Origin of the sequence: Halogranum rubrum (genome assembly GCF_900114455.1) — an archaeon.
In the GTDB taxonomy this organism is placed as follows: Archaea; Halobacteriota; Halobacteria; order Halobacteriales; family Haloferacaceae; genus Halogranum; species Halogranum rubrum.
Genome location: NZ_FOTC01000002.1, coordinates 824,666 through 839,725, shown reverse-complemented (window position 1 = coordinate 839,725; position 15,060 = coordinate 824,666). Strand labels below are relative to the sequence as shown.

16 protein-coding genes and 1 tRNA gene are annotated in these 15,060 nt (G+C 62.5%); 8 read left to right on the top strand and 9 right to left on the bottom strand.

Translation table 11 applies throughout. The annotated features are described in order from the left end of the window. Window positions 1–81 precede the first annotated feature (81 nt). The 5 genes from BM083_RS12640 (at window position 82) to BM083_RS12620 (ending at window position 5,308) form a co-directional block, all read left to right on the top strand. The gene (locus tag BM083_RS12640; RefSeq protein ID WP_009374633.1) at window positions 82–867 is read left to right on the top strand and encodes a GTP cyclohydrolase IIa; all 786 of its coding nucleotides are present in this window, start codon (window positions 82–84) and stop codon (window positions 865–867) included. A 2-nt stretch (window positions 868–869) separates the two neighbouring features. Further along, a complete protein-coding gene (locus tag BM083_RS12635; protein WP_089869848.1) occupies window positions 870–1,916 on the top strand; it encodes a zinc-dependent alcohol dehydrogenase in 1,047 nt (348 codons plus the stop codon). Window positions 1,917–1,923: 7 nt separating this feature from the next. Then, window positions 1,924–2,301: a 6-pyruvoyl trahydropterin synthase family protein gene (locus BM083_RS12630; protein WP_089869847.1), complete on the top strand. Its 378-nt coding sequence runs from the start codon at window positions 1,924–1,926 to the stop codon at window positions 2,299–2,301. A 17-nt stretch (window positions 2,302–2,318) separates the two neighbouring features. After that, window positions 2,319–3,425 (top strand): glycosyltransferase family 4 protein, encoded by a 1,107-nt coding sequence (locus BM083_RS12625; RefSeq protein WP_089869846.1) that lies wholly within the window; start codon window positions 2,319–2,321, stop codon window positions 3,423–3,425. 80 nt (window positions 3,426–3,505) lie between these two features. Continuing rightward, entirely contained in the window at window positions 3,506–5,308 is a 1,803-nt protein-coding gene (locus BM083_RS12620; RefSeq protein WP_089869845.1) for a PAS domain-containing sensor histidine kinase, read from the top strand. A 63-nt stretch (window positions 5,309–5,371) separates the two neighbouring features. Here BM083_RS12620 and BM083_RS12615 read toward each other — a convergent pair whose 3' ends face one another. From BM083_RS12615 to BM083_RS12595, 6 genes are all read right to left on the bottom strand, one after another. Beyond that, window positions 5,372–5,800, bottom strand: a complete 429-nt coding sequence (locus BM083_RS12615; RefSeq protein WP_089869844.1) for an arsenate-mycothiol transferase ArsC — start codon at window positions 5,798–5,800, stop codon at window positions 5,372–5,374. Window positions 5,801–6,055: 255 nt separating this feature from the next. Continuing rightward, on the bottom strand, window positions 6,056–6,343 hold the full coding sequence (locus BM083_RS12610) for a PadR family transcriptional regulator (RefSeq protein ID WP_089870086.1): 288 nt from the start codon (window positions 6,341–6,343) through the stop codon (window positions 6,056–6,058). Between the two features lie 629 nt (window positions 6,344–6,972). Then, window positions 6,973–7,147, bottom strand: a tRNA-Trp gene (locus BM083_RS23330). A 42-nt stretch (window positions 7,148–7,189) separates the two neighbouring features. Continuing rightward, complete coding sequence (locus BM083_RS12605; RefSeq protein ID WP_089869843.1) at window positions 7,190–7,411, bottom strand: DUF5795 family protein; 222 nt, start codon at window positions 7,409–7,411, stop codon at window positions 7,190–7,192. Between the two features lie 160 nt (window positions 7,412–7,571). Next, window positions 7,572–8,522 carry a DUF5794 domain-containing protein gene (locus BM083_RS12600; RefSeq protein WP_089869842.1) on the bottom strand — a complete coding sequence of 317 codons (951 nt, stop codon included), beginning with the start codon at window positions 8,520–8,522 and terminating at the stop codon, window positions 7,572–7,574. Window positions 8,523–8,528: 6 nt separating this feature from the next. Further along, entirely contained in the window at window positions 8,529–8,723 is a 195-nt protein-coding gene (locus BM083_RS12595; RefSeq protein WP_089869841.1) for a DUF8099 family protein, read from the bottom strand. A gap of 321 nt (window positions 8,724–9,044) precedes the next feature. On the opposite strand from BM083_RS12595, the gene guaB reads away from it, so the two are divergent. The 3 genes from guaB to BM083_RS12580 all read left to right on the top strand — a co-directional run bounded on the left by guaB (window position 9,045) and on the right by BM083_RS12580 (window position 12,534). Then, a complete protein-coding gene (gene guaB / locus BM083_RS12590) occupies window positions 9,045–10,553 on the top strand; it encodes an IMP dehydrogenase (RefSeq protein WP_089869840.1) in 1,509 nt (502 codons plus the stop codon). 206 nt (window positions 10,554–10,759) lie between these two features. Next, a complete protein-coding gene (locus tag BM083_RS12585) occupies window positions 10,760–11,857 on the top strand; it encodes a TrmB family transcriptional regulator (protein ID WP_089869839.1) in 1,098 nt (365 codons plus the stop codon). Between the two features lie 92 nt (window positions 11,858–11,949). Beyond that, on the top strand, window positions 11,950–12,534 hold the full coding sequence (locus BM083_RS12580) for a HalX domain-containing protein (RefSeq protein ID WP_089869838.1): 585 nt from the start codon (window positions 11,950–11,952) through the stop codon (window positions 12,532–12,534). Between the two features lie 57 nt (window positions 12,535–12,591). Here BM083_RS12580 and BM083_RS12575 read toward each other — a convergent pair whose 3' ends face one another. The 3 genes from BM083_RS12575 to BM083_RS12565 form a co-directional block, all read right to left on the bottom strand. Then, the gene (locus tag BM083_RS12575) at window positions 12,592–12,993 is read right to left on the bottom strand and encodes a DUF7970 domain-containing protein (RefSeq protein ID WP_089869837.1); all 402 of its coding nucleotides are present in this window, start codon (window positions 12,991–12,993) and stop codon (window positions 12,592–12,594) included. Further along, window positions 12,990–13,844: a ParA family protein gene (locus BM083_RS12570; protein ID WP_089869836.1), complete on the bottom strand. Its 855-nt coding sequence runs from the start codon at window positions 13,842–13,844 to the stop codon at window positions 12,990–12,992. Before BM083_RS12570 ends, BM083_RS12575 begins: the two co-directional genes overlap by 4 nt. A 192-nt stretch (window positions 13,845–14,036) precedes the next feature. Then, window positions 14,037–15,017: an ornithine cyclodeaminase family protein gene (locus tag BM083_RS12565; RefSeq protein ID WP_089869835.1), complete on the bottom strand. Its 981-nt coding sequence runs from the start codon at window positions 15,015–15,017 to the stop codon at window positions 14,037–14,039. Between the last annotated feature and the right edge of the window lie 43 nt (window positions 15,018–15,060).

Genomic DNA, 15,060 nt, shown 5'->3' with positions numbered 1-15,060 from the left:
GGGGGTAGGGAGCGCGGTGAGTTGAAACGCTCGGTCCGACGAACCAAAGAACGAATATCCCACGACCCTGAGGGGGTTGTAGTGACGAACACGCAGCTGACGCACATCCAAATCGACAACTACGGCCCGTGGACGGTCACGCCGGAGCCACGGAGAGAGATGGACCTCCAGACGCTCCAGTCGCGACTCTTCGCGGACCTCGCGCAGTTCGTCGGCGGCCGCGGCGGGTACGTCTTCTTCACCCGCTTCGACAACATGGTCGCCGTCACGAACGGCCTCGACCAGACGGACCACGAACTCCTGCAGGAGTCGGTCGGCAACCGGTACCCGGTCACGCTGAGTCTCGGCGTCGGCGTCGACGACGTCCCCGTCGAGGCACTCGAAACCGCGACGGCCTACGTCCAAGCCGCGGGAAGCGCACAGGACAGCGAACGCCGCGAGGTGCTCGCGGGCGACTTCCACGCCGGGCGCGCAGACGACGACTTGCATATCGCACACTTCGACGTCGACGACGCCACCGGCAAGTACACCGACCGCCTCAACGAGTTCGACACGTTCATCCAAATCGAACAGGGCTACGCGGCACTGATGCGTTACATGCGCGAAGAACACGGCGCGCTCTCTTTCTTCGTCGGCGGCGACAACATCATCGCCGTCTGTCCGGACCTCTCGAAGGTGCAATACGCCGCGGCCATCGACGCCGTCGAGGAACGCGTCGGCGTCGAACTGAAAGTCGGCGTCGGCACCGCTGCGACACCCCACGAGGCCGGGTTCGCCGCGAAGCACGCCCTCGAAGACTGTCGTCACCGCGGGACGCCCGTCGAGTTCGCGGGGACGACAGACCACCCGATTCCAGACACCGACTGACGATGCCCGCTCGGTCGCTCTACTTCGTCGGCCCGCGAGCGGTGAGCGTCCGTGAGCGACCGGTCCCCGACCCCGACGGCGACGAGGTACTCGTCGAAACCAGCGTCTCGGCGGTCAGCCCGGGGACCGAACGACTCATCTACCGCGGCGAGGCACCCCGTGACCTCTCGGCAGACCCCTCTATCCCGGCGCTCGCCGGGACGCTCGACTACCCGTTGCAGTACGGCTACGCCGCTGTCGGCACGGTGGCTGCCGTCGGCGACGATGTCGGCGACGAGTGGCTCGACCGGCGGGTGTTCGCGTTCAACCCCCACGAGAGTCACTTTCTCGCCGACCCTGCAGACCTCCACGTCGTCCCCGACGACTGCTCGTCGGAGACAGCCACACTCCTGCCGAACGTCGAGACGGCACTGAACTTCGTCATGGACGGTCGTCCCGTCGTCGGCGAACGCGTCGCCGTCTTCGGACAGGGCGTCGTCGGCCTGCTCACGACGGCGCTGTTGGCTCGGTTCCCGCTGGAGCGACTGGTCACCGTCGACACCGTCTCCCGGCGTCGCGACCTCTCGCGCTCGCTCGGGGCCGACGAGAGTTTGACGCCGGCCGATGCACGTGCCGAACTGAATCCGGTGTCGGGGCGAGCGCAGAGCGCAGACGACACCGACGTGCCGACGGGCATCGACCTCAGCTACGAACTCTCGGGGAACCCCGACGCACTGGACGCCGCTATCGGCGTCACCGGCTACGACGGCCGCGTCGTCATCGGGTCGTGGTACGGCGAGAAACGGTCCGACCTCGCACTCGGCGGGCGATTTCACCGGAGCCGAATCGACCTCCAGAGCAGTCAGGTCAGCACCATCGACCCGACTCTCCGCGGCCGGTGGACGCCCGAGCGACGGTTCGCCCGCGCGTGGGACTGGCTCGCACGGGTCGACACCGACCCGCTCGTCACCCACCGCGTGCCGCTCGAACAGGCACCCGACGCGTACCACCGTCTCGACACCGACCGCGAGGAGACCGTGCAAATCCTCTTTACCTACGGGGAGAGATGAGCGGCTTATGTTCCGTGTGACCGTCCAGCGGTCGTTCGTCGCACAGCACTTCCTGACGGTCCCGAATCCCGGTCCGGAAGGCGAGGTCCACTCCCACCAGTTCACGGCTGAAGTCGGCTTCGAGGGACCTGACCTCGACGAGTACGGCTACTTGGTCGACATCGACGCGGTAAAAGCGGCGATGGCGACGGTCGTCGACCGCTACCGCGACACGACGCTCAACGACCACGACGCCTTCGCGGGAGAGAATCCGAGTGTCGAACGGTTCGCACGGGTCTTCTGTGAGGAGGTTATTGCCGCCGTCGACTCCGACGTCCCCGAGCGAGCACGAGTGACGCTCTGGGAGGACGACGAGGCGTGGGCGAGTTACGAGACGGCCCTGTGAACGCTGTGAGCGACCCCATGCGTATCGGTCTGGTCGTCTACGGTGACCTCGATACGCGCTCCGGCGGATACGTCTACGACTCCGAACTCGTCGACCACCTTCGACAGACGGGCGACGAGGTCGAACTGTTCTCACTCCCCGAGGTTGGGTACGGTCGCTCGCTTGCACACAACGCCGGCCGGTCGCTTCGCCGCCGACTCCGTGCGGCCGACCTCGACGTCCTCCTCCAAGACGAACTGTGTCATCCTTCGCTCGTGTGGACGAACCGCCGACTGAACCTCGACGTTCCGGTGGTCGCACTCGTTCATCACCTCCGGTCGGTCGAACGTCGACGCGCGTGGCAGAACGACTTCTATCGCGGACTCGAACAGCAGTACCTCCGAAGCGTCGACGGCTACGTCTTCAACAGCGAGACGACACGCGAGACGGTCGCCGCGCTCACCGACCCCGACCCCGGCGTCGTCGCCTACCCCGCAGGCGACCGGTTCGGCCGGACGCTCACCCCGGACGAGATTCGTGACCGCGCTCGGGAGCGACCGCTCCGCATCGTCGCCCTCGGCAATGTCACGCCGCGAAAAGGGCTTCATACGCTCATCGAAGGGTTAGAGCGCATCCGAGCAGACTGGCAACTCAGCGTCGTCGGCGACGACGAGACGAACCCCGCGTACACGCGGTTCCTCCGGCAACGAATCGAGACGCTCGGCGTCGCGGGGTCGGTCACACTCACTGGGCGACTGCCCGACGACGAACTCGCCGACGTGCTCGCTCGAAGCCACCTACTCGCGATGCCGTCGACGTACGAGGGGTTCGGCATCGCCTACCTCGAAGGGATGGCGTTCGGCCTCCCAGCGGTTGCGACGACGAGCGGTGGCGCGGCAGAACTGGTCTCCGACCGGGTGAACGGACTACTCGTCGACCCCGACGACGCCAGCGCACTCACCGACGCCGTCGCACCCCTGTGTCGGAACCGCGAGCGACTCGTCGCGATGAGTCTGGCGGCGCTGGAACGCTATCACGCCCATCCGACGTGGGCGGAGACGACGGAAGTGGTTCGGGGGTTCCTCCGGACGCTCTCTCCGAACGACCGTGGTCGAAGTACCGATAGCCGAGACTTCGAAGGTTAGATTCCACCCCGAAAATTCTGTCTTAAATCTATTTCTTGTTCGCCGATAGATTATTACTTCTGGATGATAACCGGTGTACTATGAAGCGGACGGGCCCGGAACTAGTGGAGGAGGCAAGCTTCCGGAACCTCGTCGACCAGATTACGGACTACGCTATCTTCCTTCTCGACGTCGAGGGCCGAGTCATCACGTGGAACCAGGGTGCAGAGCGAATCAAGGGGTACACCGAAGAAGAGATACAGGGGGAACACTTCTCGCGATTCTATCCCGAGAGTGCCAGAGAGAGAGGCATACCAGAGCGACAGTTGGCGACGGCAATCGACGAAGGACGAAGCGAAGACTACGGGTGGCGCGTCCGAAAAGACGGGTCGAGATTCTGGGCTCACGTAGTCATCACATCAGTGTGGGACGACGACGACGAACTTCTCGGGTTCGCGAAGGTGACACACGATCTGAGAGAACACGGACGGACAAACGAGATTCTCGACCGAGTCTCCGACTCGTTCGCCGCACTAGACGAGCAACTGCGGTACACCTACGTGAACGAACAGGCCGCGGAGTTGCTCGGACGGCCCAAAGACGAACTGCTCGGTCGGTCGATGACGAGCGTGTTCCCCGAGACGAAACACTCGCGGTCGTACACCGAACTCCACCGCGCTCTAGAGACGCAACGGCAGACTACGTTCGAGTTCTACTCGCAGGTCACAGAAGGGTGGCTGGAAGTACGGGTGTATCCGGACGAGGCTGGCCTCTCGGTGTTCTTCAAAGACATCACCGAACAGCGACGACAGACGAAGCGCCTCTCCGAAGAGAAAGAACTCGTCGAGCAGATCCTCGAGACGAGTCCGGTCGCCATCACAGTTCTCGACGACACCGGGACGGTCGTTCAGCACAACACACGGGCCGAGGAACTGTTCGAAGAGGACGGACGGCCGCTCATGGGTCGGAACCTGGAGAGTACGGAGGGGATGCTGTACGACGAAGAACACGCTCCACTGCCACTCGACGAGTATCCCGTCGGTGAGGTGTTGGCCGACGGCAAGACGATACTCGGGTTCAGACACGGCATCGAACTGGCGGACGGGACGTTCCGCTGGCTCTCGTCGAGTTTTGCGCCAATCGTCGACGACGAGGGAGACGTCGTGCGGATGGTCGTCACCTCCGAGGACATCACCGAACTCAAGTTGAGCGAGTTCCAGTTACAAAAACAGCAGAAAGAACTCGAACGGTCGAACGACGAACTCGAACAGTTCGCCTACATCGCCTCGCACGACCTTCGTGAACCGCTTCGAATGGTGTCGAGCTACCTCGACCTCCTCGACAGGCGGTACGGAGAGACACTCGACGAAGAGGGAGTCGAGTTCCTCCAGTTCGCCCGCGACGGGTCGCGTCGCCTCCAACAGATGGTACACGCCCTTCTCGCGTACTCGCGGGTCGCACGACAACTCGAGGACGTCGGGGCTGTCGACTTCGCGGACGTCGTCGAACGGGCACAGCAGAATCTCGCGCTCGCTATCGAACAGACGGACGCCGAAATCACGACCGAGTCGCTCCCAGTCGTGGACGGTAGCGAGACGGTCCTCGTCCAACTGATGCAGAATCTCCTCGGGAACGCTATTCGGTACTCCGAAGGAACGCCTCGAATCCACGTCTCCGCAGAACAAGTCGACGACCACTGGCTGTTTGCCGTCCGTGACGAGGGGGTCGGTATCGCAGTCGAAGAGCTATCTCGCGTGTTCGGACTGTTCTACGGAAACAGCACCGAGGGGAGCGGAATCGGACTGGCAGTCTGTCAGAAAATCGTCGAACTCCACGGCGGTCACATCTGGGTGGAGTCGGCGCCGGGTGAGGGGTCGACGTTCTACTTCACGCTACCCAAGTGACGCGCCGTCCCGCTTTCGTCTCCGGGTGGTGAATCCTCGTGGCTTACTCGTTCGTCTCGTGACTTACTCGTTCGCTCTCGTCTCCGCACCGACTTCGTCGAATAGCGCGACTACCCGTTCTTCGATTTCGTCGCGAATCGCCCGGACGGCGTCGAGTCCTTCGCCGTCGGGATCGTCCAGTCCCCAGTCGCGATTCTCTCCGGAGAACGTCGCGGGGCAGACGTCACTGGCCGAACAGCCCATCGTGATGACGTAGTCGGCATCGTCGAGTTCAGCAGGTGTGACTTCGCGCGGTGTCCGCGACGACAGGTCGATGCCCACTTCTCGCATCACGTCGACGACTTCTTCGTGGACGTGGTCTGCGGGTTGGGTTCCGCCCGTGACGATGTCGACTTCGTCGTCGACACTGCGGGCCGACCGTTCTCGCTCGGCGAATGCCGTCGCCATCTGACTACGACCGGCATTCTGCACACACACGAATGCGAACTTCATGCCTGGCGATGAGTGTGTCCACGTCAAAGCGGTTCTGGTCAGAGTTTACCGTGGTCAACATAGTCACGCCGAGAGCTGACACATTACGAGATGTTCTCCTGCTCGTTCAGAGTGCCGCCGTCGTCTGCGCTGACGGTGTTCGCCGTCGCGTCGAATTCGGCCCACGCGCTGGTGTGGGATAGAAGTCACTCGACAATCGTGTCAGTAGATCACCGTGGCAGTACCCCAAATAATCGCGTTCGTTGGAGACTGTACTTAACTCGTCGTCATTCCCGTCTGAACTTGGTTCTCCCACTCGCGCCGCTGCTCCAACTTCTGGCGGCCGAGTGACGTCAACTCGTAGTAGTTCGTCCGCCGGTCGATCTGTCCTTTCTCGACGAAGCCACTTTCGACGAGGTGGTCGAGATTCGGATACAGCCGACCGTGTTTGATCTGTTGACCGAAGTCTCGCTCGAATCGCTCTTTGATACTCTGCCCCGATGGATGGTCGAGTCCACTGATGACGTACATTAGGTCACGCTGGAACCCTGTAAGGTCGAACAGCATACTCTTACAGTACATCACGAGAGAGCATAGTAATTGTCAATAGTATAGTATATTCGGACCCTCTTTTTATCGATAGTGACAGCTCTATCGGAGATGCAGAAAATCCGACGACGCAGGCGAGTTCTACGTTACACCAAACCACGGATTTCGTTGATAGAGCCCGCACCACCCCAAGTTCAAGAAACGCACACGGAAAACAAATAGATGGGAAAATTGATACGATTCAGGTTCAAGCGTTGAGATACGACACGTGTCCTTCTGAGAGGGGCGTCGTGTCGTTATGTCAGAGGCACCCTCCCTCGTGAGTACACGAGGTGGAGTTCAGAATTTTGTGAAGTTGGTCTGTTTTCCCCCGCGTCTGTCGAAGACGTAGACTCGCCGCCGCCGACTCTCGCGACTCTTCGTGCGACGTGAGGTTTGTGTCGATGGCGTCACTGTTCGGGCGTGTTTCTCGCCGTCGTGGTCAACGATACCCTAGCAGTACCATTCAAATCGGGCGACACAGGATTCGAGCAGTTCGTCGATGGAGACGAACCTTCTGTCTCGAATTTAATCAGACTACACGCAAAGAACAACGAAAGAAGCGAACACACCTGATGCTCACCGTGTGAGTTCACGCAAGGAAGTGGGGTCGGAGGGATTTGAACCCCCGATCGACTGATATCTCCGGTTTGCCTCGGTACTCCAGAGGGTCGTCAACGCGAACCGATGATCAGTCGGTCGCTCGGAATATCAGTCTGGAGTTCGTCACCGGGCGTTACCTCTGGAGTCAGTCGCCATGCCGGGCTTGGCCACGACCCCTTGCATCTCCACGTATGGCGAATTGCCTAAAAGGGGTTTCGGTTATCGGTCGTCGTCGGCCCAGTCGCAGTCTTGGCATTTGTAGCCCGTGACGAACTCCGTCACGCTCGGCATGTAGCCGACCGTGAGGACGTTACCACCGCACTCCGGGCAGTCTCGGTCGGCGTCTTCGATGGGTTCGGCTTCCATCGGTCGCTCTCCTTCGATTAGCTCTGCGAGTCGCTTCGGCGTGACCATCCGCCCCTGCACGACGCGATTACTCATACGGGGACGAGTTTCGCCAGCCACCTAAGCCCTCCGTCAGCGTGACGACAGCCAAACGAAGTGTCTCAGTCACTCCCCATGGCGGGCGCTCGTCGCGTGTTGGAGTGGAAAGCTGAGAGAAGGGCCGAGCAGTCAGCGGCTCACTGCGCGGTTCTCGTGGTCAGAGCCACGGTGCGCGCGCGTCTTCGTCCTCGGGGTAGAGGTAGTCGTCCTCGGTAGCCGAGTCGTCTGCCTCGTCGAAGTCGACTGCCGCGTCGGAGCTCTCGTCGTTCTGGGAGTGCTCGGCGTCGCCACCACCGTCGGTGACGGCGGCAGCGGCGTCCGCGTCGGACCGTTCGCTCACGTCAGTCGCGTCGGCGACGAGCGTCGAGTCCGACGCCGGGTCGAACGCGAACAGCGCCGTCACACCGAGCGTGACGAGGGCGATGGGTGCGTCCTTCGGGACGCCAGGCACGCCCAGCACCGAGAGTGCGAGCATGCCGAGAGCGACCGAACTGCCGAAGCGGAACAGGTCGATGTCGACTGCACCGCGCAGTCGCGGAGCGAGCAGTGCCACCGCGAGGGCGAACGCGATACCGACGCCGACGGCGGCGACGGCGTTCGGGACGTTGGTCAGGTCGGGGGTCACCACGAGTTCCATGTTCGAGGGCTTCTTCAGACTCGCGACCAGTCCGAGAGCGATGATGGCCCCGGGACTCGGGAGGTACTCACCGACCTTCGAAGAGGCCGTCTTCGCCGCGATGGCGAGGATGACGATGCCCGCGAAGCGGTGGAACATGTCGAAGTTCAACACGCCTTCGAGCGTCATGACGAACGCCGCTTCTAGCGCCGCGACGGGCAGCAGGATGGCGGCCAAGAGTAGGATGGAGAGCACCTGCTCGCGGCGCGTGCCGTCCATCTCGGCGAGGATGACGGCCATCGTGGCCGAGCCACCGAAGATGAGGAGGCCAGCCTCGACGATGTCCGTCGGCGACTGGAGTGCGCCCGCGATGATGAGCGCAGGCAGTATGCCGTCGACGAGTGGAAGCCCCATGACCGTCGCGAGGAGCTTCGTCGCGCCGCCGACTTGCTGTTCGAGGCGGAGGGCGACCGGATGTTGTGAGACACTCATTCGGGACTAGCGGCCGTCACCATCGGCCAAACGGCGATACGAACGCAACTCCCCCAAACCTGCGTCGTTGGACCCGGAGAATCCGGTGAGTCCGAGATTCGACTCCGGTTTGAGTGTTCGCCACATCGCTGTAAAGGTAAAGCCGGATACGGGGGTCATCTGACCGGCAATACGCGATGCGGCGAAACTGTCGGAGTCCATAGTACAACTGTGTTGGAGAGAAGTAATAAACGTTGTGTGGGGCATGGCCGCATGTGCCAACAGATTCTGTGCTTTCGTATTTAAAGGTGGTTCGGAAGTATAGGCTATTGATAGACAACACCGAGAGAACGTCATTGTGAGAGAGTGACTAGGGTGATTATTCCTGCAGGATTTGACGATGGCGCGGCAAGTCGTCGCTACTTCGAGTGACACTCACGAAAGTATACGCAACCGTGCATAGATGCTTGCTCGTGTCTGTGAGTTGGACGCATAGACGTGCTGACTCGCAACGTTTTTGACCTGCGAGAGTTCACGATTTATATGGCGAACGACGTTCCCGAACGAGACGAGCGAGAACCCTTTTCGGAGAAACTGCGTGTACCCGAGTCACTGACGTTCGACGACGTGCTGCTCCGCCCGATGGAGAGTCGCGTCGAACCCGACGACGCAGACGTGTCGACACGCGTCTCCACGAACGTCGAACTCAACATCCCCATCCTCTCGGCGGCGATGGACACCGTCACCGAGAGCGGCATGGCCATCGGGATGGCCCGCGAGGGTGGACTCGGCGTCCTCCACCGTAACATGACCATCGAGCAGATGGTCGACGAGATCAGTCACATCAAGCGCGCCGACGAACTCGTCATCCCCCGCGACGACGTCGTCACCGCGAGTCCCGAACAGACCGTGAGCGACGTCGACGCGATGATGGAACACGCGGGCGTCTCCGGCGCACCCGTCGTCGACGACGAGGACACCGTGTTGGGTATCATCTCTGGCACCGACATCCGCCCGTACCTCGAAGTCGGCGAGACCGACGCCGTCCGCGAAGCGATGACCGACGAGGTCATCACCGCCGGTGAGGACGTGACCGCGCGCGAGGCGCTCGAACTGATGTACGACTACAAGATAGAGCGTGTTCCCATCGTCGACGCCGAAGACCACCTCGTCGGTCTGGTCACGATGCAGGGCATCCTCCAGCGCCGCGAACACGAGAACGCCGCCCGCGACGACGACGGTGCACTCCTCTGCGGTGTCGCTGTCGGTCCGTTCGACGAAGAGCGCGCTGTCGCCGCCGACGAGGCTGGCGCGGACGTCATCTTTATCGACTGCGCGCACGCGCACAACCTGAACGTCATCGACGCCGCCCGCGCCATCGCCGAGAACGTCGCCGCCGACGTCGTCGTCGGCAACATCGGGACCCGCGAAGCGGCCGAGGAAGTCGTCGACTTCGCAGACGGCGTCAAGGTCGGTATCGGTCCAGGCTCCATCTGTACCACGCGCGTCGTCTCCGGGTCCGGTATGCCACAGATTTCGGCCGTCGCCGAAGTCGCCGACGTCGCTGGCCCCCAGGACGTTCCCGTCATCGCCGACGGTGGGATTCGCTACTCCGGCGACGCCATCAAGGCCGTCGCCGCCGGTGCCGACGCCGTGATGCTCGGGTCGTTCTTCGCCGGCACCGACGAGGCTCCCGGCCGTGTCATCACGATGAACGGCAAGAAGTACAAACAGTACCGTGGCATGGGGAGTGTCGGTGCGATGAAGTCCGGCGGTGGTGACCGCTACCTCAAGGACGAACCCGACGAAGAGGAAGACTACGTCCCCGAAGGTGTCGAAGCCGCGACGCCGTACAAGGGCAGTCTCGCCTCGGAACTCCACCAACTCGTCGGCGGGATGCAGTCCGGCATGGGCTACGTCGGTGCCGAGACGATTCCGCACTTCAAGGAGAAGTCCAAGTTCGTCCGCGTCTCTGCGGCCGGCCAGACCGAAGGCCACCCGCACGACGTGATGATTACCGACGAAGCGCCGAACTACAGTCCGAACGAGTAGTCTCGTTCGCGCGCCAGTCTCGCTGTTCTCCCCCGCTCGACTCTCGTTCTCTTTCTCTCTCGACGCTCAGACCAGACAGTAGTCACCGCCACCGACGGCGCAGGAGTCGATGGCGTAGACTCGGCCCAGCGGAGCGAAGCGACCCGTGAAAACTTCTCGGGTCGAGGGGACGCATTAATATCCGTGTAGGTCGTGGAACCGTAATAATGGACTCTGCGGAGTTACGAGGCGCTCTGGAAGACGCGGGGCTCTCGCAGTACCAAGCCGAGGCGTACAATACACTGCTGCAGTTAGGAGCGGCGAGCGCGACGGAACTCGCCGACGCGTGTTCCGTGCCGACCGCACGAATCTACGACGTGCTTCGTGACTTGGAGTCGAAGGGATACATTGAGACGTACGAACAAGAGAGTCTTCATGCGCGTGCACGCGACCCGAAAGACGTTCTCACAGACCTCCGTGGGCGAGCAGAACTGCTCGTCGACGCCGCAGACGAAATCGAAGAGCGGTGGGAAGAGCCGGAAGTCGACCGCCACAAGGTGAGCATCGTCAAGCGTTTCGACACGGTGTTCGACCACGCGACAGCGGCGATTCGCGACGCCAAGTACGAAGTACAGGTGTCGGCGACGCTGGAACAGTATCGAGAGTTGAAGCCTGCACTCGAAGCGGCCTCTCGAAACGGAGCCATCGTGAAACTCTCGATTCACACGCCGCCGACTGGTGGTCCAGACCTCCCACCGTCGTCGATGTTCGAGGGCGCTACGACGGAGGTCCGACATCGCGAGCTTCCGACGCCGTTCGTCGCGCTCGTCGACCGGACCGAGACGTGTTTCGCGCCACACGCAGAGTCGCTGAATCAGTACGGCGTACTGGTGAACGACTACACGCTGACCTACGTGTTCCACTGGTACTTCCAGACGTGTCTCTGGGAGGTGTGGGACGTCATCTACGACGGGCGAGCGGACATGCCGCCGATGTCTTACGCGGACATTCGCCGGTGTGTACGCGACATCGAACCGCTGCTCAACGACGGTGTCGAACTCACTGTCTCGGTCGAAGGGTTCGCGACAGAGACGGGCGAGAACGTCTCACTCTCGGGAACCGTCGTCGACGTCCTCTACGAGGGGATGCGGTCGACGGAGGGACCGCCGCCGCTGTCGCAGTTGGCCGGACAGGTAGCTATCTACGTCGAGACGGGCGACGGCGTCGTCACCGTGGGGGGCTGGGGGTCCGTTCTCGAAGCCGTGGAGGCGACACGCGTCACAATCGAAGCGGTCGACGGGGACCGTCGTATCGTCGAGCGGTGAGAAACGTTTAATTGAGCACCAAGGGGTATTTTGATATAGCCGCACATAGCATTGCAGTGCGTGAGTGTTGACACGGCACCACTGACCGATAAATGAGTGACGCATCCCCGCTCGTCCTCGTGGTCGAAGACGAGCCTGACCTCGCCGATTTGTACGCGACGTGGCTGAGTAGTGACTACCGAGTTCGGACCGCCTACGGCGGACACGAGGCCCTCGATGCACTCGACGACGACGTCGACGTCATCCTCCTCGACCGCCGAATGCCTGGGTTATCCGGCGACGAAGTGCTTGCAGCCGTTCGTGACCGCGGTATCGACTGTCGAGTCGCGATGGTGACGGCCGTCGAACCGGATTTCGACATCGTCGCCATGGGCTTCGACGACTATCTCGTCAAGCCTGTCACGAAGGACGCGCTTCGTGAGACCGTCTCGACGCTATGTACGCGAAACGTATACGACGAGGGTGTCCAAGAACTCTTCTCGTTGGCGTCGAAGAAGGCACTCCTAGAAGCCGAGAAGAGTAGTACCGAACTGGAGGACAGCGAGGAGTATGCAGAACTGACCGCACGTATCGAGAAACTCCAGTCGGAACTCGACGAAACCGTCGGCGGTGTCGACGACCACGACTCGTTCGTCGGGTTCTATCAGGACCTCGACCGGAACTCGTCGGAAGACTGACCATCTCGGCCCGGCGACTCGCTGCGGTATCGAGACCCGGGAATTCGAACTATCGAGTCATCGGCGGCCGTATCCCCACGTCTCCATCACGTCGACGACGTCCTCGACGTTTCGCAAGCCTGCTTTTACCACCGCTTCGCGCACGTCGAGCGACATCACGTCGTCGCCGTCGAACCGGTCGTCGAGTTCTCGTTCGAGTTCGCCGATCTGGTCGGCAGTCGACGCACGGACGTAGACTGGAAGCGCGTCGCGGTCCGCCTTCACCGTGCGTCGCGCGAAGATGAACGGCAGGTCGGCGACGCCGTCGTTCGCCGAGTCGTCCGTCTCCGTCTCGGCGTCGTCCGCGGCAGCGCCAGCCGTCTCTGCACCAGTTCCGTTCTGACTCGGGGCGTCGTCGTACTGGTCACCGCTCGACCCGTACGTGTCACCGGCCGCACCGTACCGGTCGTCTTTCGTCATCGGGCCACCTCCTCTACCTCGGACAGTGTTGCGGCGTCGACAGACCCTTCCTCGATGATGCGTGCGACGGCCTCGAACTGGTCGAGCAGGTCTTTCTCGTAGTCACGCAGGTCACGTGTGTCCGGCGAATCGGCGAAGGTGAACAGGTCCATCTGCGCCTGCCACGCCTGTTTCAGGACGTCGCGCTTGCGGATACCGAACGGCGTGACCGGTTTGCCGTCGGTCTCCAGTTGTTCGCGTACCTCTCGGTAGATGTTCGAGTCGCCGACTTCGTTGGGGACGACAGCGAGGATACCCAGTCGGAAGTCCTCGTCGAACGTTTGGAAGCCGCGTTGCATACTGTCGAGCGTGTCCTCCAAGCCGTCGATGGAGACGCTTCCCTTTCGGGTCAACTCGATGGGGATGACCACGTCGCGCGCGGCGACGAGTGCGTTGTCCACGAGGACGTTCAGCGTCGCCGGTGGGTCGATGAGGAAGTAGTCGTACTCGCCTGCGAGCGGCGTCAACGCCGACCGAAGGCGGAACTCTCGGAGGTTCGTCCCGCGGGCGGCCATCTCGCTCTCGATGTTCGCCAACCCCTCGTGGGAGGGGATGAGGTCGAACGCGCCCGCGTCGACGATGAGGTGACTCGCGTCGCGGTCCTCCGCGAGCAACAGGTCACCGAGGTGGTCGCGGTCACCGGTCTTCAACTCGCCGTAGCCGACGTGGTCGGTGAGACTCCCGAGTTGCGGGTCGAGGTCGACCACCAACACGTCGGCACCGCGTCGACCGAGCGCCGCGGCGGTGTTCGTCGCCAGCGTCGTCTTGCCGACACCACCGGACTCGCTCCACAAAGTGACTGCCCGTTTCATACCGGGGGTGTACCGTTGACCCGTACATAAAGTTCCGTCAGACATTCGCACTAGACACTACTGACAGATAGCTGTATGGACAGATATCTACAAAGATTTCTAGATAGGTGTACAGATATCTGTGCAGAAATGCGCACACGCTGAGCCATTCAGGCCGCAGAGAGAGCGGCGAGTGATCGAACAATCGCGTGGTCAGAGCGACGCCGTCGTGCCGACGTCTGCGTCCACTGCCCGTTCGAGGAGATACTCCGCCGCCGCCGCGTCGAGGACGGCCGAACCGACCGACTCGACGACGAGTATCTCCTCCGACCTCTCGCGGCCAACTCGGCCTTCGAACACCTCGGAGAGCGGGAGGAGGTCGTCGGCGTCGACCGAATCGAGCGAACCGTGAGCGAGGTCACCGACAGTGGCCGCCTCCTCGGGAACGTCGGCGAAGACGCGTGCCGCCCGTTCGACCGTCGTCGTGTCGAGTTCGCGCATCGCCGGAGTGTACGCCCCGACGGCGACGACGAGCGTCCCCGGTTGCAACGCTTCACCGTCGAAGACGGGGTCGGTACTCGTCGTCGCCGTGACGACGACCGATGCCTCGGAGACGGCCTCGGCCGGAGAGTCGACTGCCACCGCATCCAGTCCCTCCTCACGGAGTGCCGCCGCACACGACTTCCGCGAGTCACTGGGCGAATAGACGCGGACCTGCTCGACGGTCGTCGCCGCGGCGATTGCGCGTGCTTGCCACCGGGCTTGTGTACCCGCACCGACGACCCCGAGCGTAACCGGTTCGTTCGCCAAGTACTTCGCCGCGAGGCCGCCGATGCATCCCGTCCGGGCGTTGGTGATGCGTGTCCCTGCCATGTAGGCCGCAGGGAGTCCAGTCGCGGCGTCCATCAGCGCAATCGTCGCGTTCACGGTCGGTAACCCGCAGTCGACGTTACCCTCGTGGACGCTGGCGAGTTTCGTCGCGAAGTACGCCGCGCCGTGGATGTACGCGGGCATCGCCAGCGCCGTCCCGAGTGGGTCGTCGCCGTCGAGTCCGGCCCCGACCGGATAGTGTGGCCGGTCGGGGCGTTCGACCGCACCACGGCCCTGTTCGACGAACGCGCTTTCGACGACCGGGAGGAGCGATTCGAGGTCGAGGAGCGCCGAGATATCGTCGTCGGAGAGGAGTCGAAGCATACCGTCCGTACGGCCGCCGCCGGATAGAGGTTGGTGCCTGCCA